The 22,303-nt window shown below is 72.4% G+C and carries 18 protein-coding genes; 6 read left to right on the forward strand and 12 right to left on the reverse strand.

Going from position 1 to position 22,303, the window contains the following annotated elements; translation table 11 throughout:
• The first annotated feature begins 111 nt into the window (after positions 1 to 111).
• Positions 112 to 822, forward strand: coding sequence for a GntR family transcriptional regulator (locus ACFWJX_RS33270; protein WP_383250047.1), 711 nt, complete (start codon positions 112 to 114; stop codon positions 820 to 822).
• Positions 823 to 862: 40 nt separating this feature from the next.
• Here ACFWJX_RS33270 and ACFWJX_RS33275 read toward each other — a convergent pair whose 3' ends face one another.
• The 3 genes from ACFWJX_RS33275 to ACFWJX_RS33285 all read right to left on the reverse strand — a co-directional run bounded on the left by ACFWJX_RS33275 (position 863) and on the right by ACFWJX_RS33285 (position 2,843).
• Entirely contained in the window at positions 863 to 1,573 is a 711-nt protein-coding gene (locus tag ACFWJX_RS33275) for a uracil-DNA glycosylase (RefSeq protein WP_383250048.1), read from the reverse strand.
• A gap of 44 nt (positions 1,574 to 1,617) precedes the next feature.
• Complete coding sequence (locus ACFWJX_RS33280) at positions 1,618 to 2,079, reverse strand: DoxX family protein (RefSeq protein WP_383250049.1); 462 nt, start codon at positions 2,077 to 2,079, stop codon at positions 1,618 to 1,620.
• Positions 2,080 to 2,165: 86 nt separating this feature from the next.
• On the reverse strand, positions 2,166 to 2,843 hold the full coding sequence (locus ACFWJX_RS33285; RefSeq protein ID WP_383250050.1) for a class I SAM-dependent methyltransferase: 678 nt from the start codon (positions 2,841 to 2,843) through the stop codon (positions 2,166 to 2,168).
• 192 nt (positions 2,844 to 3,035) lie between these two features.
• On the opposite strand from ACFWJX_RS33285, the gene ACFWJX_RS33290 reads away from it, so the two are divergent.
• Positions 3,036 to 3,311, forward strand: a complete 276-nt coding sequence (locus ACFWJX_RS33290) for a DUF6343 family protein (protein ID WP_383250051.1) — start codon at positions 3,036 to 3,038, stop codon at positions 3,309 to 3,311.
• 11 nt (positions 3,312 to 3,322) lie between these two features.
• Here ACFWJX_RS33290 and ACFWJX_RS33295 read toward each other — a convergent pair whose 3' ends face one another.
• The 4 genes from ACFWJX_RS33295 to rpsA form a co-directional block, all read right to left on the reverse strand.
• The gene (locus tag ACFWJX_RS33295; protein ID WP_073498261.1) at positions 3,323 to 3,703 is read right to left on the reverse strand and encodes a tetratricopeptide repeat protein; all 381 of its coding nucleotides are present in this window, start codon (positions 3,701 to 3,703) and stop codon (positions 3,323 to 3,325) included.
• A gap of 50 nt (positions 3,704 to 3,753) precedes the next feature.
• Positions 3,754 to 4,383, reverse strand: coding sequence for a dephospho-CoA kinase (coaE, locus tag ACFWJX_RS33300; protein ID WP_383250052.1), 630 nt, complete (start codon positions 4,381 to 4,383; stop codon positions 3,754 to 3,756).
• Positions 4,384 to 4,443: 60 nt separating this feature from the next.
• Positions 4,444 to 5,382, reverse strand: a complete 939-nt coding sequence (locus tag ACFWJX_RS33305) for a PAC2 family protein (RefSeq protein WP_383250053.1) — start codon at positions 5,380 to 5,382, stop codon at positions 4,444 to 4,446.
• A gap of 471 nt (positions 5,383 to 5,853) precedes the next feature.
• Positions 5,854 to 7,365 (reverse strand): 30S ribosomal protein S1, encoded by a 1,512-nt coding sequence (rpsA, locus tag ACFWJX_RS33310; protein ID WP_383250054.1) that lies wholly within the window; start codon positions 7,363 to 7,365, stop codon positions 5,854 to 5,856.
• Between the two features lie 380 nt (positions 7,366 to 7,745).
• Between rpsA and ACFWJX_RS33315 the strand changes: the two genes are divergently transcribed.
• Positions 7,746 to 8,570 (forward strand): class I SAM-dependent methyltransferase, encoded by an 825-nt coding sequence (locus tag ACFWJX_RS33315; RefSeq protein WP_383250160.1) that lies wholly within the window; start codon positions 7,746 to 7,748, stop codon positions 8,568 to 8,570.
• 126 nt (positions 8,571 to 8,696) lie between these two features.
• On the forward strand, positions 8,697 to 11,222 hold the full coding sequence (gene hrpB / locus ACFWJX_RS33320; RefSeq protein ID WP_383250055.1) for an ATP-dependent helicase HrpB: 2,526 nt from the start codon (positions 8,697 to 8,699) through the stop codon (positions 11,220 to 11,222).
• Here hrpB and ACFWJX_RS33325 read toward each other — a convergent pair.
• The 3 genes from ACFWJX_RS33325 to ACFWJX_RS33335 form a co-directional block, all read right to left on the reverse strand.
• Positions 11,212 to 12,204 (reverse strand): DUF3068 domain-containing protein, encoded by a 993-nt coding sequence (locus tag ACFWJX_RS33325; RefSeq protein ID WP_383250056.1) that lies wholly within the window; start codon positions 12,202 to 12,204, stop codon positions 11,212 to 11,214. The genes hrpB and ACFWJX_RS33325 overlap by 11 nt on opposite strands.
• A gap of 21 nt (positions 12,205 to 12,225) precedes the next feature.
• Positions 12,226 to 12,360, reverse strand: coding sequence for an SPW_0924 family protein (locus ACFWJX_RS33330; protein ID WP_383250057.1), 135 nt, complete (start codon positions 12,358 to 12,360; stop codon positions 12,226 to 12,228).
• A gap of 191 nt (positions 12,361 to 12,551) precedes the next feature.
• Positions 12,552 to 14,330: a lytic transglycosylase gene (locus tag ACFWJX_RS33335; RefSeq protein WP_383250058.1), complete on the reverse strand. Its 1,779-nt coding sequence runs from the start codon at positions 14,328 to 14,330 to the stop codon at positions 12,552 to 12,554.
• Between the two features lie 339 nt (positions 14,331 to 14,669).
• On the opposite strand from ACFWJX_RS33335, the gene ACFWJX_RS33340 reads away from it, so the two are divergent.
• The gene (locus ACFWJX_RS33340; RefSeq protein ID WP_383250059.1) at positions 14,670 to 15,506 is read left to right on the forward strand and encodes a DUF4184 family protein; all 837 of its coding nucleotides are present in this window, start codon (positions 14,670 to 14,672) and stop codon (positions 15,504 to 15,506) included.
• Between the two features lie 15 nt (positions 15,507 to 15,521).
• Here the strand turns inward: ACFWJX_RS33340 and ACFWJX_RS33345 are convergent, their stop codons facing one another.
• Positions 15,522 to 15,899: a hypothetical protein gene (locus ACFWJX_RS33345; protein ID WP_383250060.1), complete on the reverse strand. Its 378-nt coding sequence runs from the start codon at positions 15,897 to 15,899 to the stop codon at positions 15,522 to 15,524.
• A gap of 261 nt (positions 15,900 to 16,160) precedes the next feature.
• Positions 16,161 to 18,887 (reverse strand): DNA polymerase I, encoded by a 2,727-nt coding sequence (polA, locus tag ACFWJX_RS33350; protein WP_383250061.1) that lies wholly within the window; start codon positions 18,885 to 18,887, stop codon positions 16,161 to 16,163.
• Positions 18,888 to 19,991: 1,104 nt separating this feature from the next.
• Between polA and ACFWJX_RS33355 the strand changes: the two genes are divergently transcribed.
• Complete coding sequence (locus ACFWJX_RS33355; RefSeq protein WP_383250062.1) at positions 19,992 to 22,271, forward strand: FdhF/YdeP family oxidoreductase; 2,280 nt, start codon at positions 19,992 to 19,994, stop codon at positions 22,269 to 22,271.
• Positions 22,272 to 22,303 lie beyond the last annotated feature (32 nt).

The raw sequence follows: 22,303 nt of genomic DNA on the forward strand, positions 1-22,303 counted from the left end.
GCTCGACGCGTCGTTTGGTATACCAAACTGCGGTCATGGTCCCGCCGTCAAGCGTTCTGACCGATGTCCGCTCCGTTACGGCTCCGTAAAAGACCCCTGGCGTCGGCGAAAATGGCACCCATGAGCTCCCCGGCGAAGATCGAACCCCTCGGCGCGGTACGCGAACGCGTCCTGGCGACCCTGCGACAGGAGATCATCTCCGGCCTTCTGCGCCCCGGCGACCGGCTCGTCGAACGCGAGCTGGCCGAGCGGTTCGGCGTCTCCCGGGTCCCGGTCCGTGAGGCCATCCGCGCCTTGGTCGCCGAGGGCTTCGTCCTCTTCGAGACCCCGCGCAGGACCGTCGTCCGCCGGCTGAGCCCCACCGACGTCAAGGAACTCTTCGAACTCCGCGAGGCGTTGGAGGTCTACGCGGCCGGTCTCGCCGCGTCGCGGGCGACCCCGGAGGCCCTCGCCGAGCTGCGGGAGCTGCTCGACCAGGCGGCCGTGGCGACCCTCGCCCGGGACGCCGAGGCGATCACCGACATCAACACCCGCTTCCACGACCGCATCCTCGCCCTGGCCGGCAACAGCCTGCTGATCGCCGTCATGGAACCCGTCGACGGCCGGCTGCGCTGGCTCACGCGGCAGAACGAGGAGTGGCCCCAGCTCCTCACCGAACACCGCGGGCTGTACGAGGCGATCGCCTCCGGCGACCCCACCCGCGCCCGCACCCACGCCCTGCACCACGTACAGGCCAACTACCGCTCCACGGTGCGGCATCTCTTCGGGGACCAGCCCGGCCAGCCCGGCCAGCCGGACCATCCCGACCAGCCGTCCGCCTAGCCCCCCACCCCTCGGGCACAGCCCGGCGCGGCCCGGCCGGTCAGCGCAGTCCCGCCGCCGTCGCCGCCGTGCGCAGCACCTCCCGCAGCATCTCCGGGGTGAGGCGCCCGGTGAAGGTGTTGCGCTGGCTGACATGGAAGCAGCCGAAGACGTCCAGGCCGTCGAGCGGTACCCGCACCCCGTGCGCGAAGGCCGGCCGGGGCCGGGGCACGGTCCAGCCGGCCTCGGCGAACGCGGGCAGCGTGGCCTGCCAGCCGAACGCCCCCAGCACGACGGCCGCCCGCAACGTGGGCCGCAGCAGCCGCAGCTCCTGGACCAGCCAGGGCCGACAGGTGTCCCGCTCCCGTGGCGTCGGCTTGTTCGCGGGCGGCGCGCAGTGCACGGGAGAGGTGACCCGCACCCCGGACAGGGCGAGACCGTCGTCGGCGGACACGGAGGTCGGCTGCGAGGCGAGCCCCAGGTCGTACAGCGCCTGGTACAGCACGTCCCCGGAACGGTCGCCCGTGAACATACGCCCCGTGCGATTCCCGCCGTGCGCGGCCGGAGCCAGCCCCACGATCAGCAACCGCGCATCGGGCGGACCGAACCCCGGCACCGGCCGCCCCCAGTACGTCCAGTCGGCGAAGGCCGCCCGCTTCGTACGGGCCACCTCCTCCCGCCACTCGACCAGCCTGGGGCAGGCCCGGCACCCCGCGACCCGCCGGTCCAGGGCGGGAAGGGGGTCCGGGTCCAGAGGTTCGTCGGGGTCCATGGGTCCACGGTAGGGCGGGGCGGCCTGACCACGGAATCAGACGGTCACGGTGTGCGGCGCACCAGCCTCGGCGGGTCCTTCACGGAGTCCCGTCGGGCCCAGGCGATGAGGCCCAGCGGGACCAGCAGGATGAGCGGTGTCGCCGCGTTCTGCCCGTCGAGGGCGACGATCGTCACGATGAACGCCCCCACCATGAGCGCCCCCAGTGACAGCGCGGCCACCGACCGGAGCACCGGGATCAGCAGGGCGACCGCGCCTGCCAGTTCCAGGACACCGATGGCGTACATGCCGGTGTCGCCCCAGCCCAGCTTGTCGAAGCCCTCGGCCGCCGACGGGTGGGCGATCAGCTTCGGCAGTGCGCTCGCGACCCCGTAGAAGAGGGCGAGCAGCACCTCCAGCCCGCGCAGCGCGATGCGGGCCCGCCGACGCCCGGCGGTCAGGGTCTCGGAACCGGCGGAACCGGCGGAGGGGGCGGCGGAGGGGAGGGGTGCCGTGATCTCGGGCATGGAGGTCTCCTGGGGGAAGCGGTCCGTCGTGCTGTCGGAGAGTCAGACCGCTCCCCCACCGTGAACTCATCGCACTCCGCCGCACTTCATCGCTTCACCGCCCGCACCCAGGTCCCGTCCCCCGTCAGATACCGGTCCACCCTCAGCCCCGCCTCCGCCAACGCCTCCTCGAACTGTTCCTTGGTGAGCGACCGGGAACGGAAGGTCTGGGTCCATATCGCGTCCGGGAACACATACTCCGCGCGCACCGAGTCGACGCCGTCGCCGACGGGTTCGGCCGACAGGATCCTGGTGGTGAAGCCGCTCGGGTCGACCCGCTCCCGGGGCAGATCGGTGTGGTAGTCCTCGCCCTCCCGCTGGATCAGCACATACCCGCCCTCCGCCACATGCCGGACGCAGGTGCGGAGCATGCCGCGCCGGACCTCCTGGTCCCCGGCGTGGACGAGGAACGACGCGAGCATCACCACGTCGAAGGTCTCGTCCAGGTCCAGGTCCTCGATGGGGCTGCACACCGTGCGCGCCCCTCGGACGCGGTCGAGCATGTCCGCGGACTCGTCCACCGCCGTGACCGTGAACCCGCGCTCCAGGAGCGGATGGGTCATGCGGCCGACGCCGCTGCCCAGCTCCAGGATGCGCGCGCCCGCGGGCACGGCGGCGGCGATGATGTCGGGTTCGTCGCGCACCGGAAGTCGGCTGTACAGCTCGACCGCGCAGCCGTCCGGGGTGATGGCGCCGGGCCCCGTTCCCTGGTATCCCTCTCGCATTTCAAGCCTCATACCCGCCCAACGGCCCCCACCTGTACGGCCGTTCCCCCACCCGGATGGTTCATTCGTCTGAGTGAAGACACTCTTTTCGAAGAACGTGTTCGGGCGCACTGAACGCGAGCAGCATCCCAGCCCCGGACTCCCGGCCCCCGTGGAGAACGTCCGAACCGAGGAGTACGTTTCAAGAAGGAGATGATCCCGATGCGTACGGGCAGTGAGCCGGTGACAGCACGCAGTGCACTGAGGATGCGGCTGTGGCTGAGTGTGTGGGGCCTGCTCTGGGCGATCTTCGGGACGGTCGCGTTCACGCTCGTGGGGCGTCCGGGATGGGCGATCGCCTGTGGGCTGCTGTGGCTTGTGATCACCGCCGACCTGTCGAGGATCCTCAAGCATCTGCGCCAGGGACCCCACTATCAGCCGGGCCCCGACATCCCGCCGTACCGGCCGCCGGACCGGCGCGGCCCCTGAGCGCGAGGCCTTCAGGACTCGAAGCGTGCCGCCTTCAGGTACTGCGGGTTCGGGTCCAGCGCGGCGGCCAGCCGGAAGTGCCGCTTGGCCTGGTCGGCGCGGCCCTGTCGCTCGTAGGTGCGGGCGAGCGCGAAGTGGGCGAACGCGTTGTCCGGCTCACGCTCCAGGACGATCGTGAACTCCAGCTCGGCGGGCCGCAGTTGCGCGGCGGCGAAGAAGGCACGCGCGCGCAGCAGCCGGGCGGCGGTGTTCTCGGGATACGCGGCGATGACACCGTCGAGCAGCTTCACCGCGCCCCGCGGGTCCCGTGCGGCGAGCAGTTGCTCGGCGGCACGGAAGTCGATGACATGCGTCTCCGGACTGCGTCCGGTCGAACCGCTGGTATCGGGCACGGAAAATTCCTTCCCTCACTCGGAGCGTTCAACGCGCGCGACGAGGGCCGCTATTCCTCGGACCTCGCTCCCGACCCCTCGGCTGTCCGCGCCCGGAGGACCAGGTCGGCCCACACATCCCTCACGCGTCGCTCCAGGTCGGCCAGCGGTACGTCGTTGTCGATGACGATGTCGGCGATCTGCCGGCGCTGCTCACGGGTCGCCTGTGCGGCCATCCGGGCGCGGGCGTCTTCCTCGGTCATGCCCCGCAGCCGGACGAGCCGGTCGAGCTGGGTGGCGGGGTCGGCGTCGACCACGACCACGAGGTCGTACAGGGGGGCGAGCCCGTTCTCGGTGAGGAGGGGGACGTCGTGGAGGACGACGGCGTCCTCGGGGGCGGCCGTCTCCAGTTCGCGGGAGCGGGCGCCGACCAGGGGGTGCACGATCGCGTTGAGCGCGGCCAGCCTGTCGGGGTCGGCGAAGACGATCGAGCCGAGTTTCGGGCGGTCGAGGCTGCCGTCCTCGGCGAGGACGCCCTCTCCGAACGTCTCGACGACCGCCGCGAGACCGGGCGTTCCCGGTGCGACGACCTCGCGCGCGATGCGGTCCGCGTCGATCAGTACGGCGCCGCACGCGGCGAGCAGCCGGGACACCTCACTCTTGCCGGCGCCGATGCCACCGGTCAGGCCCACCTTCAGCATGACGGCAAGCTTAGGGTCTGCCGCCGGCACAGCCCACGGCAGACCCCGGGCGGAGGCCGCTCAGCCCTCGCCCTCCCGCTCGGCCAGAAACTTCTCGAACTCCCGCCCGATCTCGTCGGCGGACGGGATGTCGACCGGCTCGGCGAGCATGTTGCCGCGGGTCTCGGCGCCCGCGGCGGCGTCGTACTGGTGCTCCAGGCCCTGGACGAGGGCGGTCAGCTCCTCGTCGCCCTCCTGGATCTGGCGGTCGATCTCGGTCTGCGTGCGGTGCGCGTCCGTGCGCAGGGCGTGCGCGATGCTCGGCAGGACGAGTCCGGTGGCGGCCGTGATGGCCTCCAGGACGGTCAGCGCGGCGTCCGGGTACGCGGAACGCGCGATGTAGTGCGGGACGTGCGCGGCGACGCCCAGGATGTCGTGTCCGGCCTCCATGAGGCGGTACTCGACGAGGGCCTCGGCGCTGCCGGGAACCTGAGCCTCCTCGAAGGGGCTGCGCTGGCCCGGGACGAGGTCGGTTCGGTTGCCGTGCGGGGTGAGGCCCACCGGGCGGGTGTGCGGGACGCCCATCGGAATGCCGTGGAAGTTCACCGACAGGCGCACGCCGAGGCGCTCCACGATCTGCTTCACGGCCACCGCGAACCGCTCCCACTCGACGTCCGGCTCGGGGCCGGACAGCAGCAGGAAGGGCGCTCCGGTGGCGTCCTGGACGAGCCGGACCTCGATGGTCGGCTCCTCGTACTCGGTCCACCGGTCGCGCTGGAAGGTCAGCAGCGGGCGGCGGGCGCGGTAGTCCACCAGTCGGTCGTGGTCGAAGCGGGCGACGACCTGGTGGGGCAGCGAGTCGAGCAGCCGGTCGACGATCTGGTCGCCGGTCTCACCCGCGTCGATGTATCCGTCGAAGTGGTAGAGCATGACAAGTCCGGCCGACTCCTGGGCGAGCGCCATGTCGACGACAGCCAGCCCCTTCGGCTCCCATGCGTACAAACCCTGCGGATCAAGCACTTGGACCGCTCCTCCTCGTGTTCGTACTGCACAACGCCCCGCGGGACGTGGGCATTCCCGGCCCACGCCCCTGATCAGTGACTTCGTGCGGCCCTCGCACGACGGCCGGGTCAGGAAGCCAGCACGCGCGCGTGGAGGGCGGTCACGGCCCGGCGTGCGGAGGTGAACGCGCCGTGCTGCCAGGCGTCGGTGTGGCGCCGCCGGTGAGGCCGACGTTCCGCAGAGACGTCCGCCGACTCGTTCCCGACCCGTACTGAGCCTGTGCCATGACTGGGCTCCCCTTTCGATCTTGAACGAAGACCGGGGAAGCGTCCCAGTGCCGGGTTACGGCCCGTCAGCTACTCGGGTATCCCGCACGTTTCCTACCGGGCGCATCTGCGGGGAAGCCGCTCACCACCGTCCGGACAGCACTGAGGGCCCGCACCTCGAAAGGTGCGGGCCCTCAGTCATGAGCTAGTGCTCAGTGGGCGTTCAGCTCTGCCCACCGGCCAGCTTCTCGCGGAGCGCGGCAAGCGCCTCGTCCGAAGCGAGGGCACCAGAGGTGTCCGCACCCTCGGAGGAGTACGAACCGCCACCGCCGCCACCGCTGCCACCGGACGCGGCCGGAGCGGCAGCCTCGCCACCCTCGGCCTCAGCGGCAGCGTCGGCCTCGCGGGACTTGATGACCTGCTGCTGGTGCTGCTCGAAGCGCTGCTGCGCCTCGGCGTACTGGGTCTCCCACACCTCACGCTGGGACTCGAAGCCCTCGAGCCAGTCGTTGGTCTCGGGGTCGAAGCCCTCGGGGTAGATGTAGTTGCCCTGGTCGTCGTACGACGCGGCCATGCCGTACAGGGTCGGGTCGAACTCGACCGAAGCCGGGTCGGCACCGAAGGCCTCGTTGGCCTGCTTCAGCGAGAGGCTGATGCGACGGCGCTCGAGGTCGATGTCGATGACCTTGACGAAGATCTCGTCGTTGACCTGGACGACCTGCTCCGGGATCTCCACGTGGCGCTCGGCCAGCTCGGAGATGTGGACCAGACCCTCGATGCCCTCGTCCACGCGGACGAACGCACCGAACGGCACCAGCTTCGTGACCTTGCCGGGCACGACCTGGCCGATCTGGTGGGTGCGGGCGAACTGCTGCCACGGGTCTTCCTGGGTCGCCTTCAGCGACAGGGAGACACGCTCGCGGTCCATGTCCACGTCGAGAACCTCGACGGTGACTTCCTGGCCGACCTCGACAACCTCGGAGGGGTGGTCGATGTGCTTCCAGGAGAGCTCGGAGACGTGCACCAGACCGTCGACGCCACCCAGGTCCACGAAGGCACCGAAGTTGACGATCGAGGACACGACGCCGGAGCGGACCTGACCCTTCTGGAGGGTGGTGAGGAACGTCTGGCGCACCTCGGACTGGGTCTGCTCCAGCCAGGCACGGCGGGACAGGACCACGTTGTTGCGGTTCTTGTCCAGCTCGATGATCTTGGCCTCGAGCTCCTTGCCCACGTAGGGCTGGAGGTCGCGGACACGGCGCATCTCGACGAGGGAAGCCGGCAGGAAGCCACGGAGGCCGATGTCGAGGATGAGACCACCCTTGACGACCTCGATGACGGTACCGGTGACGATGCCGTCCTCTTCCTTGATCTTCTCGATGGTGCCCCAGGCACGCTCGTACTGAGCGCGCTTCTTCGAGAGGATCAGGCGGCCTTCCTTGTCCTCCTTCTGGAGAACGAGGGCTTCGATCTCGTCGCCGACGGCGACCACGTCGTTCGGGTCGACGTCGTGCTTGATCGAGAGCTCGCGGCTCGGGATGACACCTTCGGTCTTGTAACCGATGTCGAGCAGGACCTCGTCCCGGTCGACCTTCACGATGACGCCGTCGACGATGTCGCCGTCGTTGAAGTACTTGATCGTCTCGTCGATCGCGGCGAGGAAAGCTTCCTCGTTACCGATGTCGTTGACCGCAACCTGCGGGGTGGTGGCGGTGGTCTCGGTGCTGCTCGTCATGTGGGAAAGGGCTCCGGTACGGACAGAGAGTCGTAGGTACTGCTTACGCCGGGAGCCCGTTTCGCTCTGCAGAAGGCCGGACAGCCAAGGAAGCGCCTCACCGAAAACGGCTATGGCGCCTCGACAACCGAGGGGACATACATACAGATGCGAGCGCAACCTGCTACGTCTGAGGTGCGCAGGCCCGCAGCGCAACTTGTAGCATACGGGGGCAGCCGGGCAGGGTCAATGCGCGAAGGCGCACACCCGGGGCGGATCGCCCCAATCCCGGCACACAACCTCTCTTCCGAGGCCACGCAGGCCGCAGGAAGACCCTCTCGGGGACACCGTGACGGCGCCTCCCGAGGCGGGTTGGACGGAAGAGTACGACGAGGGAGCCGATCATCCAAGAGCCCGTATCGTCCGAGCCGGCGTTCGAGCCGGAGGCCACCCGCCGCGAGGCCGGCGTCGCGGAGAGCGCGCGCGCCAACCGTGGCTGGTGGGACCGCAACGCGGACGAGTACCAGATCGAGCACGGCACGTTCCTCGGCGACGACCGCTTCGTGTGGGGGCCCGAGGGCCTGGACGAGGTGGAGGCCGAGCTGCTCGGCCCGCCGGAGGACCTGAAGGGGAAGGCGGTCCTGGAGATCGGCGCCGGCGCGGCCCAGTGCGCGCGCTGGCTGGCCGCCCAGGGGGCCCGTCCGGTCGCCCTGGACGTCTCCCACCGTCAGCTCCAGCACGCGCTGCGGATCGGCGCGGCGTTCCCGCTGGTGTGCGCCGACGCGGCCGTCCTGCCGTTCGCGGACGGTTCCTTCGACCTGGCCTGCTCGGCGTACGGGGCGCTGCCCTTCGTCGCCGAGCCGGTGCTCGTGCTGAAGGAGGTGCGCCGGGTGCTGCGGCCGGGCGGGCGTTTCGTCTTCTCGGTGACCCATCCGATCCGCTGGGCCTTCCCGGACGAGCCGGGGCCCGAGGGCCTGTCCGTCGCCTCGTCGTACTTCGACCGCACGCCCTACGTCGAGCAGGACGACGAGGGCCGGGCGGTGTACGTCGAGCACCACCGGACGATCGGCGACCGGGTCCGTGACGTCGTGGCGGGGGGCTTCCGGCTGGTGGACCTGGTCGAGCCGGAGTGGCCGGTCTGGAACACGGCGGAGTGGGGCGGCTGGTCTCCGCTGCGCGGCGGCCTGATCCCGGGCACGGCGATCTTCGTCTGCGAGCGCGACTAGTCCGCCCATCGCATCTCCTTCCCTTCCTTTCCTTTCCTTGCACGCACGCGCGTATATGCGCGCGTGCGTGACCGCTTCTGCACGCGCGTGGCTGGGCGCTTCCCCTGGCGTACGACACTGGGTGGCGTGATCCGTTACGACGCCCTGGACGCCCTGCCCGTACGGGCCGCCCTGCCCGCGCTGCACGACGCCCTGGCCGGGCAGGGGACCGCCGTGCTGGCGGCGCCGCCCGGCACCGGGAAGACGACGCTGGTGCCCCTGGCGCTGGCCGGGCTGGTGGGCGAGGGGCCGGTGCGGCGGGTGGTCGTGGCGGAGCCGCGGCGGATCGCGGCGCGCGCGGCGGCCCGGCGGATGGCGTGGCTGCTCGGTGAGCGGACCGGTGAGAGCGTCGGGTACACCGTGCGCGGCGAGCGTGTCGTCGGGCGGCACACGCGCGTGGAGGTCGTCACCACAGGGGTGCTGCTCCAGCGTCTCCAGCGCGACCAGGAGCTGACCGGCGTCGACGTGGTGGTGCTGGACGAGTGCCACGAGCGGCACCTGGACGCGGACACGGCGGCTGCGTTCCTGTGGGACGTGCGCGAGACGCTCCGCCCCGAGCTGGGGCTGGTCGCCGCGTCGGCGACGACCGACACGGAGAGCTGGTCCCGGCTGCTGGGCGGTGCGCCGGTGGTCGAGGCCCACGGATCGTCGTACGACGTCGAGGTGGTCTGGGTGCCTCCGGTCCGGCCGGTACGGCCGTCGCACGGCATGTGGGTCGACCAGGCGCTGCTCGCGCATGTGGCGTCGGTGGTGCGGCGGGCGCTGGAGGAACGGTCGGGGGACGTGCTGTGCTTCCTGCCGGGGGTCGGGGAGATCGCGCGGGTCGCGGGGCGGCTCGGGGACCTGGACGGGGTGGACGTGCTCCAGGTGCACGGGCGGGCACCGGCGGCGGTGCAGGACGCGGTGCTGGCTCCCGGGGAGCGTCGCCGGGTGGTCCTGGCGACATCGGTCGCCGAGTCGTCGCTGACGGTGCCGGGCGTGCGGGTGGTCGTCGACTCGGGCCTGGCGCGCGAGCCGCGGGTGGATCACGCGCGCGGGCTGAGCGCGCTGACGACGGTGCGGGCGTCGGTCGCGGCGGGACGGCAGCGGGCCGGCCGGGCCGGGCGTGAGGCGCCGGGCGCGGTGTACCGGTGCTGGGCGGAGGCGGAGAACGCCCGCCTGCCGCGGTTCCCGTCGCCGGAGATCAAGGTGGCCGACCTGACGGCGTTCGCCCTCCAGGCGGCCTGCTGGGGCGATCCCGGGGCGTCCGGGCTGGCACTGCTGGACCCGCCGCCGGGCGGGGCGATGGCGGCGGCGGGCCGGCTGCTGAGGGCGGTCGGAGCGGTGGACGCGGCAGGCCGGGCCACGGAACGCGGGGTGCGGCTCACGCGGGCGGGGCTGCACCCCCGGCTGGGGCGGGCGCTGCTCGACGGCGCGACGCTGGTCGGGGCGGAGCGGGCCGCGGAGGTGGTCGCGCTGCTCAGCGAGGAGGCTCCGCGGGAGTACGGCGACGATCTCGCGGGGGCTCTGCGCGCCGCCCGGCGCGGCGGTGACGCGTACGCGGGTCGCTGGCGGACGGAGGTACGGCGGCTGCGGGCCGTGGCGGCGGAGTTCTCCGGCCCGGCCGAGGGGGCCGTCGCGGGTCCGTCCGCGCCGGCACGCGAGGACGGCCGGGTCGGTGTCGTCGCGGCCCTCGCCTTCCCGGAACGGGTCGCCAGGGCCGACGGCGGCTCGTATCTCATGGTGTCCGGAACGCGGGCCGAGATGCGGGACGGGTCGGCGCTGCGCGGTGCCCCGTGGATCGCGGTCGCCGTCGCCGACCGGCCGGTCGGCAAGGGGCACGCGCGCGTACAGCTCGCGGCGGTCGTCGACGAGGAGGTCGCCCGGTTCGCGGCCGGCACGCTGCTCGACACCCGCGAGGAGGTCCACTGGGCCGAGGGCGACGTGGTGGCGCGGCGGGTCGAGCGGCTCGGGGCCGTGGAGCTGGCGGCGCGGCCGCTGCGGGACGCCGACACCGGACTCGTACGGGAGGCGCTGCTCGAAGGGCTGCGGGAGGAGGGGCCGGGGCTGCTGCGGTGGTCGGCGGAGGCGCGGGGGCTGCGTCAGCGGCTGGCGTTCCTCAGGGCGCGTCTCGGGGAGCCGTGGCCGGACGTCTCCGACGCGGCGCTGCACGCGCGCGTGGACGAGTGGCTGGAGCCGGAGCTGAGCCGGGCCCGGCGGCGGGGCGACCTGGCGCGGATCGACGCCGGGAAGGCGCTCGCGCGGCTGCTGCCCTGGGCGTCCGGGGAGGCGGCGCGGCTGGACGAGCTGGCGCCGGAGCGGATCACGGTGCCGAGTGGGTCCGGAATCCGGATCGACTACGCCGACCCCGGACAGCCGGTGCTGGCGGTGAAGCTCCAGGAGATGTTCGGGCTCCAGGAGTCGCCGCGTGTGGCGGGGGTGCCGCTGCTGGTGCACCTGCTGTCCCCCGCGGGGCGGCCCGCGGCAGTGACCGCCGACCTCGCCTCCTTCTGGAAGGACGGCTACAAGGGCGTACGGGCGGAGCTGCGGGGCCGGTATCCCAAGCATCCGTGGCCGGAGGACCCGGCCGGGGCCGAGCCGACCCGGCACACCAACGCGCGGCTCAGGCGGTGACCGGTTCGGCGTCGGCGGCGGGGGTCGGCTCCGGGCCGGCGGGGCGTCGGCCGCGGGCCTCCACGTACAGCGAGAGGGCGAGGAGCAGGATGCCGAGGGCGAGGAAGCCCCAGGGCAGGTAGGACGTCATCAGCAGGACCAGGGTGCGGTTGGCGCCGACCAGGTCGACGGTGTGCTCGATGTAGTCCTCGCGCATCTTCACGTGGCCGGCGAAGGCCGTCACCTTGTCGCGGCCGCCGAGGAGGGTGCCGCCGCGCAGTTCCTCCTGGTGGATCTCCTCGCCGTAGACGGGTGCGCCGGTGACGGGTTCGACCCAGAACTTGCGGACGGTGGTGTACCAGCGGGTGGTGCCGGTCCCGGCGACGGTCTCGGGGGTGATCCCGGCGACGGGCATCGTCCTGGGCATGGGGACCTTGGTCCAGGGGATGGTCTGCTCGAAGTAGTAGACCTCCAGGCCGCGGAATCTCTCCGTGCCCTTGTAGTGGATGGGGGCGGTGACGCGGGCCTGTGCGTCGAAGTACTCGTAGTCGCGCTTCTCCGTGCGGAAGGGCCACTTGAACTCCAGGCCCTCGCGGCGGACGGGGGTGCCGTCGACCATCTCACCGGTGGCGTGGACGGGTTCCTGGGTGTGGGCGTCGAAGATGTAGCGCTCGGGGATGCGGGAGACCATCTTGCCGTCGGGCCCCTGGACGTAGGACAGGCCGTCCCAGACGACGACGTCGCGGCCCGCCGTCCGTTCGATCCTCTCCGACTCCTCCACGTTGCCCTTGAGGGTCTGCACGATGGTGACCTTGGGGACGGTGCGGGCGGTCATCGTGCCGTAGTCGAGGAGGGTGGCGTTCCGCGCCTCCAGGACCATGTCCTGGTAGGCGTTGGCGGGGACCTTGGCCAGGCGTGGGAAGGCGTACCAGCGCAGCAGCGGGGACAGCGCCGCGCAGAACACGGCGAGGGCGAGCAGGATCAGGCCGGCCTTGCGGCGCATGTCGGCCTCCCTCCCGGGCGGTTACGGGTGTGCGGGCACTGTCGTCAGCAGGGGTTTCGGGGAGGTCTCACCGGTCGGGGTGCCCAGGGCGGTGAGGGCGAGGACCAGGGCGAGCGCGACGGCGAGACCGGTCGCGGCGGCGATCAGGGCGCGCATTGCGAGGGCCTCCCGCGGAGGTCGGATGCTCCACCGGAACTGATGGATCGTCAGGTCCGGCACCGTAGCAACGGGCGGGCGAGATGAGAACAGGTCGCGCACCACCGACGGCGCCCCGCTCGCGGGGAGCGGGGCGCCGTCGGTGGTGAGGAGGTGGCACGGAGGCGGTGCGGACGTGGTGCCGAGGTGGGTTACGAGCCGGTCGTCGTCGACCCGGACGGGCTCGGGGAAGTGCTCTCCGAAGGGGTGCCGGAGGGGGTGTCGGACGGGGTCGGCGTGGGTGACGGGGCCGCTGTCACGGTCAGCTCGACCGTGAGGGTGGCGCCCCCCTCGGTCGTGACGCGCAGCAGGAACGTGCCGACGGTGTCGTCCGCGTACAGCTTCGGGAGCGTCAGCAGGCCGTTCTCGTCCGTGCGGAGGTCCGTCAGGGTGCGGACGGGATTGCCCGCGCCGTCCTTGAAGTAGGGGCCCTTGTCGTTCGCGGCCGGGTCACCGGCCGACTTCACGAGTGTGGCGGTGGCCGCGACCTTGTCCGCCACGGCGCCCTTGTAGGTGGCCTTCACCTCGACCCGGTCGGCGAACTCGCCGCCCGTGACGCAGGTCAGGGCGGCCGAACCGGTGCGGGCCAGGGCGTCGGCGGCACGCGCGGTGACCGTGGCCGAGTAGCTCACGGCAGCGACCGTACGGCCCACGACGGTGGCGCGGACCGTGAAGGCGCCGGTCTTCTCGCCCGCCCGGAGGGCGGGGGCCGTGGCGATACCCCGGCTGTCGGTGATGACCGCGGCCACGCGCTCGCCGCCCGTGAAGGTGGCGTCGGTGTCCCCGACGATCGTGAAGCGGACCCGGACCTTGGCCACGGCCGTGCCGGCCTTGGTCTCGGTGCGGGTGCTGATCCGGTCGCCGAACGCTTCGCCCGCCATGGCGGTGAGCTTCGCCGTGCCCGCGTCCTCCAGGTGGTGGACCGAGTCGGTCGGGGTCGTCGCGGGAGGCGTGGTGGCCGGCGGGGTGGTCGCCGGCGGGGGCGTGGCGGGAGGTGTGCTGGGCGGGGTCGTGCTGGGCGGGGTCGTCCGCGGCGGCGTGGGCGACGGGGACGGCGAGGTGGTCGTGCCGCCGCCGCTGTTCTCGTCGCTGCGGTTGTCCGGCAGGGTGCCGGTGCCGTCCGGGACCTCGTGCGTGCCCTTGCGGTAGTACTCCAGCCACGACACGACGGTGTTGTAGTAGTCCGTCGAGTTGTTGTAGCTCAGGATCGCGCTGCGCAGGCCGGCGTCGGTGGACATGTCCCAGCTGTAGCGGCACAGGTAGTGACCGGCGGCGAGCGCGGCGTCGTAGATGTTGTTCGGGTCCTTCGCGCCGTCGCCGTTCCCGTCACGGCCGGCCCACTCCCAGGTGGACGGGATGAACTGCATGGGGCCGACGGCGCGGTCGTGCGTGGTGTCGCCGTCGAAGGCGCCGTTGTCGGTGTCGCTGATGTTGGCGAAGCCGTTGCCGTCGAGGACCGGACCGAGGATCGCCGAGCGGGTCTTGCCCTCGGCGTCGACGTTGCCGCCGCGGGCGTGGCCGGACTCCACCTTGCCGATGGCGGCGAGGAGCTCCCAGGGCAGGTTGCAGCCGGGCTTGGATCCGGCGAGCGACGCCGCGGCCTTCTTGTAGGCGTCCAGGACGGTCGCGGGGATGCCGGCCTCCGTGGCGCCGGTGGCGGCCGGACCCGTGCCGGTGCTCTGGCTCGGCGCCGGGACGGGGCTGTTCAGCGGCGGCAGGTCGGTGTAGTACGGCGAGTTGCCGGTGGCACTCTCGTCGACGCCGGTCGCGGAGCCGGTGTCGGCGGACGGGGCGTCCGCGGCGGTCCGCCCGCCCGCGCCGTCGGCCGTGACGTCGGGTGCCTGGGAGGCGGCCAGAGCCGCGACCGCCAGTGCGGCCACGGTGGTGTTGACCGCACCCTTGCGCAGCCTGCTGCCGAAATGCGCCGACATGAAGTGAACCCCTCCCGTGGACACTCGAGCGCCCGTCTTCGCCTGTCTCGCCCGTCCCGTGGGACGCCCTGCGTCACTCGTCCCCTGAGGGACGATCAACCGGCCGCAAAAGGTGCTGTCACGGGCGGTTTGCGCCGATCTGTTCGGCTGTCCGACCACCATTCGTGCGGCGGCAGCCCAGGCGACCCTACGACAACTTCTTTGCGACCGGCACCCGTTCGAGCCCTCTGTTCACCACCCCGCCATGTGCCGTGGGGCGCCGGAAGCGTCCCGCATACTGGTCGGACCGTCGATGTTTCGAGCCGGCCGGTCCGGCAACACCCGTGCCGAGGAGCCTCGTTGCCGTTCACGCTGAGCCACGCGGCGGCCGTGCTGCCCGCCGTGCGCGCCGACGGTACCGGCCGCGGACGCCTGGTGCCGGCCGTCCTCGTCGCGGGGTCGTTCGCTCCCGACATGACCTACTACGCGGCGAGTGTCCTGTCCGGGGCGATGGAGTTCGGCGACGTCACGCACTCCTTCGCCGGTGTCCTCACCGTCGACGTGCTCCTGGCCTGGGCGCTGGTGGGGTTGTGGCTGCTGGTGCGCGAGCCGCTCGTGGCGCTGCTCCCACGGGCACGGCAGGGCCGTACGGCCGTCCTGACGCGCTGCGGGGCGCCACGCGCGCGTGTCCGGCCGTCCACGGTGGCGTGGTGGTACGCGTCCGCGGTCCTCGGCGCGCTGACGCACGTCGTCTGGGACGCCTTCACCCACCTCGACCGGTGGGGCATGCGGGTGTTCCCCGTCCTCGGCGAGACGATCGCGGGCTCACCGCTGTACTGGTACCTCCAGTACGGCGGTTCGGCCGTCGCGGCGGTGGTGATGGCCGCGTTCGTCACGCACGCACTGCGCCGGACCCCCGCCACCGAGCCGCTCGGCGTGCCGGTGCTGTCGGCGCGCGACCGCTGGTGGGCCGCGGGCCTGATCGGCGGCTGCGCCCTGACCGCGGCGGCCCGCCGGGTGCTCGGCTGGTGGGAGCACCGGGGACCGGGCGCCGAACCGTACGAACTGATCCCGACCCTGTGCTTCGGGGCGGGAGCGGGGCTGGTGCTGGGCGTCCTGCTGTACGCGGGCGGGGTGCGGGTGTGGCGGCGGGCGGGGGACGGTCTGCCGCAGCGGGACGAGGTGGGGGTCGGGTGAGCCGGGTCGCCCGGTTCAGCGCGCGCCGAAGCGGTCCGCGCCCGGTGTCGCGCTCGCCACGAAGACGGTGATACGGCGTCCCGCGCGCGCACCCCGCAGTCGGCGCAGGGCGCCGAGGGCGAGGGTCAGGTGGCCGCGGGCACGCTCGGCCCCGAGCCGCCAGGAGCCGTCCCGGCGGGTGACGTGGGCGACGGCCCGGCGCCGGAGACGTACGACCGGGTCGCGCAGTGCCGTGAGAGGGGTCCCGGGGACACGGGGCGTGCCCGCGCCGGGCGCGAGCGCGGGAAACGGTCGCCGGGACGACGTCCCGTCGGGGCCGGCCGACGTTTCGGCGCCGGCCGTGGCGTGCACGCGTGCGGGGGCCTTCCGGCGGTGAAGCAGGCGTATACCCATGGCCGCATCCTGGCGGGCGGGGACCCGCGAGGGCGCCTTCTCGGGGGCCACGCGAGTGAGGGCCCTTCGGGGGATGTACGGGGGGTGACGCAAGGAGGGCGAGTGACGGGTGCGTGACGGGGTGAGCGTCGGTGGCGCGGGGTGGTGGGGGCGGCGCGGGGTGGGGCGGCGCGGGCTCCGCGCGGGGTGAGGGAGGAAAGGGAAAGGGACCCCGCCTCTGTCGGCGGGGTCCCTTCGGGTCCGTTCGGCTTGGCCCCGGGGCTAGTGGGCTGCCGACTCCCAGTCGGGGCCCGCGCCCACCGAGACGTCCAGGGGGGCCCTCAGCTGAACCGCCCCCGCCATCTCGCGGCGGAGCAGCTCCTCCACGGCCGCCCGCTCGCCGGGAGCGATCTCCAGCACGATCTCGTCATGGACCTGGAGGAGCATGCGGGAGGTGAGCCCCGCCTTCCGCAGAGCAGCGTCGACCTTGAGCATGGCGATCTTGACGATGTCCGCCGCCGTGCCCTGGATCGGCGCGTTGAGGGCCATGCGCTCGGCCGCCTCACGGCGCTGACGGTTGTCGCTGTTGAGGTCGGGGAGGTAGCGGCGACGTCCGAAGAGCGTCGCCGTGTAGCCCGTCGCCCGTGCCTCCTCCACCGCCCGGCGCAGATAGTCCCGTACGCCGCCGAAGCGCTCGAAGTAGGCGTCCATCAGGGCGCGGGCCTCCCCCGCCTCGATGTTCAGCTGCTGGGACAGGCCGAACGCCGACAGGCCGTACGCCAGTCCGTACGACATCGCCTTGATCTTGCGGCGCATCTCCGCGTCCACGGCGTCCCGTTCGACGCCGAAGACCTGGGAGGCGGCCGTGGTGTGCAGGTCCTCGCCGGAGGTGAACGCCTCGATGAGGCCCTCGTCCTCGGAGAGGTGGGCCATCACCCGCAGTTCGATCTGGCTGTAGTCGGCCGTCATCAGGGATTCGAAGCCCTCACCGACGACGAACCCGCGACGGATGGCCCGGCCCTCGTCCGTGCGGACCGGGATGTTCTGGAGGTTCGGGTCCGTGGACGACAGGCGGCCGGTCGCCGCGACCGTCTGGTTGAAGGTCGTGTGGATACGGCCGTCGGCGGCGATCGTCTTGATCAGGCCCTCGACGGTGACGCGGAGCTTGGCCTGCTCACGGTGCCGGAGCATGATCACCGGCAGTTCGTTGTCCGTCTGGGCGGCGAGCCAGGCCAGGGCGTCGGCGTCCGTCGTGTAACCGGTCTTGGTCTTCTTCGTCTTCGGCAGGCCAAGCTCACCGAAGAGAACCTCCTGGAGCTGCTTGGGCGAGCCCAGGTTGAACTCGTGCCCGGCGGCGGCGTGCGCCTCCTTCACGGCCTGCTGGACGGCGCCCGCGAACATCTGCTCCATGGCCTCCAGGTGAGCCCGGTCGGCCGCGATGCCGTGCCGCTCCAGGCGGGCGAGGAGGGCGGAGGTGGGCAGCTCCATGTCCTGGAGGAGGTCCGCCGCGCCGACCTCTTCCAGCCGGCCCCGGAAAGCCTCGCCGAGGTCGAGGATCGCGCGGGCCTGCACCATCAGGGCGTCGGCCTCGGCGCTGTCGTCCGCGCCGAAGGCGAGCTGGCCGTCGGCCGCGGCCGACGGCGCCAGCTCCCGGCCCAGGTACTCCAGCGACAGCGCGTCCAGGTCGAAGGAGCGGCGGCCCGGCTTGACCAGGTAGGCGGCCAGGGCGGTGTCCATGGAGACACCGGCGACGCTCCAGCCGTGCTCGGCGAAGACCCGCATGGCGCCCTTGGCGTTGTGCAGGACCTTGGGGCGGTCCTCGGCGGCCAGCCAGGCGGCCCACGTGTTCTCGTCGGTCTCGTCCAGCTCCGACGGGTCGAACCAGGCGGCCGGTCCGCCCGCCGCGGCGAGCGCGACCTCGGCGACCGAGCCGGTGCCCAGGCCCCAGGTGTCCACGGTGGCCACGCCGAGGGGCTCGTCGCCGTGCTCGGTGAGCCAGCCGGTCAGCTCGCCCGTGCCCAGCACCGTGCCGTCCAGCGCCACGCCGGGCGCGACGACCGGGGCCGTCTCGGCCTCCTGGGCGCCCGGGTCGACGGCGAGCAGCCGCTCGCGCAGCGACGGGTTCCGGATCTCCAGGGTGTCCAGGATCATCGCCACGGCCGTGCGGTCGTACGGGGCGCGCTCGAGGTCGCGGACCGTGTTCGGCAGCTCGACGGTGCGGACCATCTCCGTCAGGCGGCGGTTGAGTTTGACGGACTCCAGATGGTCGCGGAGGTTCTGCCCGGCCTTGCCCTTGACCTCGTCGACCCGCTCGACCAGGTCCGCGAACGAACCGAACTGGTTGATCCACTTCGCGGCAGTCTTCTCGCCGACGCCCGGGATGCCCGGGAGGTTGTCGGACGGGTCGCCGCGCAGGGCCGCGAAGTCGGGGTACTGGGCGGGCGTCAGGCCGTACTTCTCGACGACCTTCTCCGGGGTGAAGCGGGTCAGCTCGGAGACGCCCTTCGTGGGGTAGAGCACCGTCGTGTGCTCGCTGACGAGCTGGAAGGAGTCGCGGTCGCCGGTGACGATCAGCACCTCGAAGCCCTCGGCCTCGGCCTGGGTGGCGAGCGTGGCGATCACGTCGTCGGCCTCGAAGCCGTCGACCGCGAACCGCGAGACGTGCATCGCGTCGAGCAGCTCGCCGATCAGCTCGACCTGGCCCTTGAACTCGTCCGGGGTCTTGGAGCGGTTCGCCTTGTACTCGGTGAACTCCTCGGAGCGCCAGGTCTTGCGGGAGACGTCGAAGGCCACCGCGAAGTGCGTGGGCGCTTCATCACGCAGGGTGTTCGCCAGCATCGACGCGAAGCCGTAGATCGCGTTCGTCGGCTGGCCGGTCGCGGTGGTGAAGTTCTCCGCGGGCAGCGCGAAGAACGCGCGGTAGGCCAGCGAGTGCCCGTCCATGAGCATCAGGCGGGGCCGGTCGGCGCCGGAGGTGTTCTCGGTCTTCTTCGATGCTGTTTCTGCCACGCCCCCGATCCTGCCACGCCCCACTGACACTCCGATCCACGTGTGCCTCCGGCGGCTGACCGGAGCCTCGTGGCCGCACGCCGCTCACGGCCCGTGAACGCCGCTGCCCGGCGCCGCCGATCCCCGCGGAACCCGACGGCGCCGGGCAGCGGGCAGCGCGGGCAGCATCGAGATGCCTGCGGCGGCAGCACGCGCCGCGCTCTCATCGGGCCGATGCAGCCGGACTCCGCCGAACCGGCCGAAGGGCGACGACGGCTCGGCAGCTTCTCCGCGACCGCAGCCCGCCCCGGCTGGTCCCCCACGGCCGGATCGGCAGCCCGCCGACCACACGGGGCACGGACACGGCCGGTGAACGCCCCCCGTACAGGTGCCACCGGACTCCGCCGAAGCCGAGGGCTGGGCAACGTCTGGCAGCCACGAGACGCTCGGCGGGACCGCCGCCGGCTGTCGCAGCACGCACCGCGCTCTCCCGGACCTGCGCCCGCCGAGGGTGACGGCGGCTCGGCAACTCCTCCGCGACCGCACCCCGCCCAGCCGGTCCCCCACGGCCGGATCGGCAGCCCGCCGACCACACGGGGCACGGGCACGGCCGGTGAACACCCCCCGTACAGGTGCCACCGGACTCCGCCGAACCCAAGGGCCGGGCAACGTCTGGCAGCCACGAGACGCTCGGCGGGACCGCCGCCGCCGGCTGCGGCAGCACGCACCGCGCTCTCCCGGACCTGCGCCCGCCGGAGGGTGACGGCGGTTCAGCGGCTTGTTGCCGACCGCTCCCGCCCCCGGCCGGTCGCCCCAGTCGGATCGGCCGCCCGCCGGGCACGGGCCGTCAGGCGCGGGCCCCCGCCGAGACGCCCGGCGGGACCGCCGCCCGCACGGCTACACGTGCCGCCCCCGCTGCGACGTTCGGCACCCCGACAGGGTCGCCGACGGCCCGCCTCCAGGGCTCCCGCCGCACCGGCGGCCCGCCGCGCGCCAGGTGCGGATCGGCCCACCGCCCTCCGCAACCATTGCTCCCGGCCCTCACCCGCCCGCGCATCTTTCCTGTCGGTGGCGCGTGCGAGGATCGGTGGGAGTGGTCACCCGTGTCAGTGAAGGAGCGCCGCGATGGCAACGAAGCCGCCCAAGGCCGACCCGGTTCAGGACGCGCCGCAGGTCGCCGAGCCGAAGCACGCGGCGGCGGGGTTGCCGGCCATCGGGCACACCTTGCGGATCGCGCAGCAGCAGATGGGCGTGAAGCGGACCGCGCTGACGCTGCTGCGCGTCAATCAGAAGGACGGCTTCGACTGTCCGGGCTGCGCCTGGCCGGAGCCGGAGCACCGGCACGCGGCGGAGTTCTGTGAGAACGGCGCGAAGGCGGTGGCCGAGGAGGCCACCCTGCGCCGGGTCACTCCGGAGTTCTTCGCCGCGCACCCGGTCGCGGACCTGGCCAACAGGAGCGGCTACTGGCTGGGCCAGCAGGGGCGGCTCACGCACCCGATGTACCTGTCCGAGGGCGGCGAGCGCTACGAGCCGGTCTCCTGGGAGCGTGCCTTCGACATCATCGCCGAGGAGATGGCCGCCCTGGCCTCCCCCGACGAGGCCGTGTTCTACACCTCGGGCCGCACGAGCAACGAAGCCGCGTTCCTGTACCAGCTGTTCGCGCGCGCGTGGGGCACCAACAACCTGCCCGACTGCTCCAACATGTGCCACGAGTCGTCCGGTTCGGCCCTCACGGAGACGATCGGCATCGGCAAGGGCAGCGTCCTGCTGGAGGACCTCCACAAGGCCGACCTGATCATCGTCGCCGGGCAGAACCCGGGCACCAACCATCCGCGCATGCTCTCCGCCCTGGAGAAGGCCAAGGCCAACGGCGCGCGGATCGTGAGCGTGAACCCGCTGCCCGAGGCGGGTCTGCAGCGCTTCAAGAATCCGCAGACCCCGCAGGGCATGTTCAAGGGCGCCGCCCTCACCGATCTGTTCCTCCAGATCCGCATCGGCGGCGACCAGGCCCTGTTCCGTCTCCTCAACAAGCTGATCCTCGAGACGGAGGGCGCGGTCGACGAGCGGTTCGTCGCCGAACACACCCACGGCTACGAGGGGTTCGCCGCGGCCGCCCGCGCCGCGGACTGGGACGAGACGCTCGCCGCGACGGGTCTCACGCGCGCGGAGATCGAAGAGGCCCTGCGCATGGTGCTCGCCTCGGAGCGCACCATCGTGTGCTGGGCGATGGGTCTCACCCAGCACAAGCACTCCGTGCCGACCATCCGCGAGGTGGTCAACTTCCTGCTGCTGCGCGGCAACATCGGCCGTCCGGGCGCGGGCGTGTGCCCGGTGCGCGGTCACTCGAACGTGCAGGGCGACCGCACCATGGGCATCTTCGAGCGCCCGGCCCCGGCCTTCCTGGACGCCCTGGAGCGGGAGTTCGGCTTCGCCCCGCCGCGCGAGCACGGCTTCGACGTCGTACGGGCGATCCGGGCGCTGCGCGACGGCGAGGCGAAGGTCTTCTTCGCCATGGGCGGCAACTTCGTGTCGGCCTCCCCCGACACGGAGGTCACCGAGGCGGCGATGCGGCGGGCCCGGCTGACGGTGCACGTGTCGACGAAGCTCAACCGCTCGCATGTCGTCACGGGCGCGCGTGCCCTGATCCTGCCGACGCTCGGCCGTACCGAGCGCGATGTGCAGGGTGGCGGCGAGCAGTTCGTGACCGTCGAGGACTCCATGGGCATGGTGCACGCCTCCCGGGGCCGGCTGGAGCCCGCGGGCGCGCAGTTGCTGTCGGAGCCGGCCATCGTGTGCCGGCTGGCGCGCCGGGTGCTGGGGGCGGACAGCCGGGTGCCGTGGGAGGAGTTCGAGAAGGACTACGCGACGATCCGCGACCGCATCGCGCGCGTGATCCCCGGTTTCGAGGACTTCAACGCGCGCGTGGCACAGCCTGGCGGCTTCACGCTGCCGCACGCCCCGCGCGACGAACGCCGCTTCCCCACGGCCACCGGCAAGGCCAACTTCACGGCCGCGCCGGTCGAGTTCCCGGAGCTGCCCGCCGGTCGCCTGCTGTTGCAGACGCTGCGCTCGCACGACCAGTACAACACCACGATCTACGGTCTGGACGACCGTTACCGGGGCATCAGGAACGGCCGCCGGGTCGTCCTCGTCAACCCGGAGGACGCCGGCACGCTCGGCCTGGCCGACGGTTCGTACGTGGATCTGGTCAGCGAGTGGCGGGACGGGGTGGAGCGGCGGGCGCCCGGCTTCCGGGTGGTGCTCTACCCGACGGCGCGGGGCTGCGCGGCTGCGTACTACCCGGAGACCAACGTCCTGGTGCCGCTGGACGCCACCGCGGACACCAGCAACACCCCGGCCAGTAAGTCCGTCGTCGTCCGTCTGGAACAATCGGCGACCGACTGAGCGTTTGCTCAGGCGGCACGGTCACCGTACCG

It is taken from the genome of Streptomyces sp. NPDC058335, assembly GCF_042723915.1.
Classification (GTDB): domain Bacteria; phylum Actinomycetota; class Actinomycetes; order Streptomycetales; family Streptomycetaceae; genus Streptomyces.

Coding starts and splice junctions, on each gene's coding strand:
- ACFWJX_RS33270 (WP_383250047.1), top strand. CDS start 112: ATGGCACCCATGAGCTCCCCGGCGAAGATCGAACCCCTCGGCGCGGTA.
- ACFWJX_RS33275 (WP_383250048.1), bottom strand. CDS start 1,573: ATGGACCCCGACGAACCTCTGGACCCGGACCCCCTTCCCGCCCTGGAC.
- ACFWJX_RS33280 (WP_383250049.1), bottom strand. CDS start 2,079: ATGCCCGAGATCACGGCACCCCTCCCCTCCGCCGCCCCCTCCGCCGGT.
- ACFWJX_RS33285 (WP_383250050.1), bottom strand. CDS start 2,843: ATGCGAGAGGGATACCAGGGAACGGGGCCCGGCGCCATCACCCCGGAC.
- ACFWJX_RS33290 (WP_383250051.1), top strand. CDS start 3,036: ATGATCCCGATGCGTACGGGCAGTGAGCCGGTGACAGCACGCAGTGCA.
- coaE (WP_383250052.1), bottom strand. CDS start 4,383: ATGCTGAAGGTGGGCCTGACCGGTGGCATCGGCGCCGGCAAGAGTGAG.
- rpsA (WP_383250054.1), bottom strand. CDS start 7,365: ATGACGAGCAGCACCGAGACCACCGCCACCACCCCGCAGGTTGCGGTC.
- ACFWJX_RS33325 (WP_383250056.1), bottom strand. CDS start 12,204: ATGCGCCGCAAGGCCGGCCTGATCCTGCTCGCCCTCGCCGTGTTCTGC.
- ACFWJX_RS33330 (WP_383250057.1), bottom strand. CDS start 12,360: ATGCGCGCCCTGATCGCCGCCGCGACCGGTCTCGCCGTCGCGCTCGCC.
- ACFWJX_RS33335 (WP_383250058.1), bottom strand. CDS start 14,330: ATGTCGGCGCATTTCGGCAGCAGGCTGCGCAAGGGTGCGGTCAACACC.
- ACFWJX_RS33345 (WP_383250060.1), bottom strand. CDS start 15,899: ATGGGTATACGCCTGCTTCACCGCCGGAAGGCCCCCGCACGCGTGCAC.
- ACFWJX_RS33355 (WP_383250062.1), top strand. CDS start 19,992: ATGGCAACGAAGCCGCCCAAGGCCGACCCGGTTCAGGACGCGCCGCAG.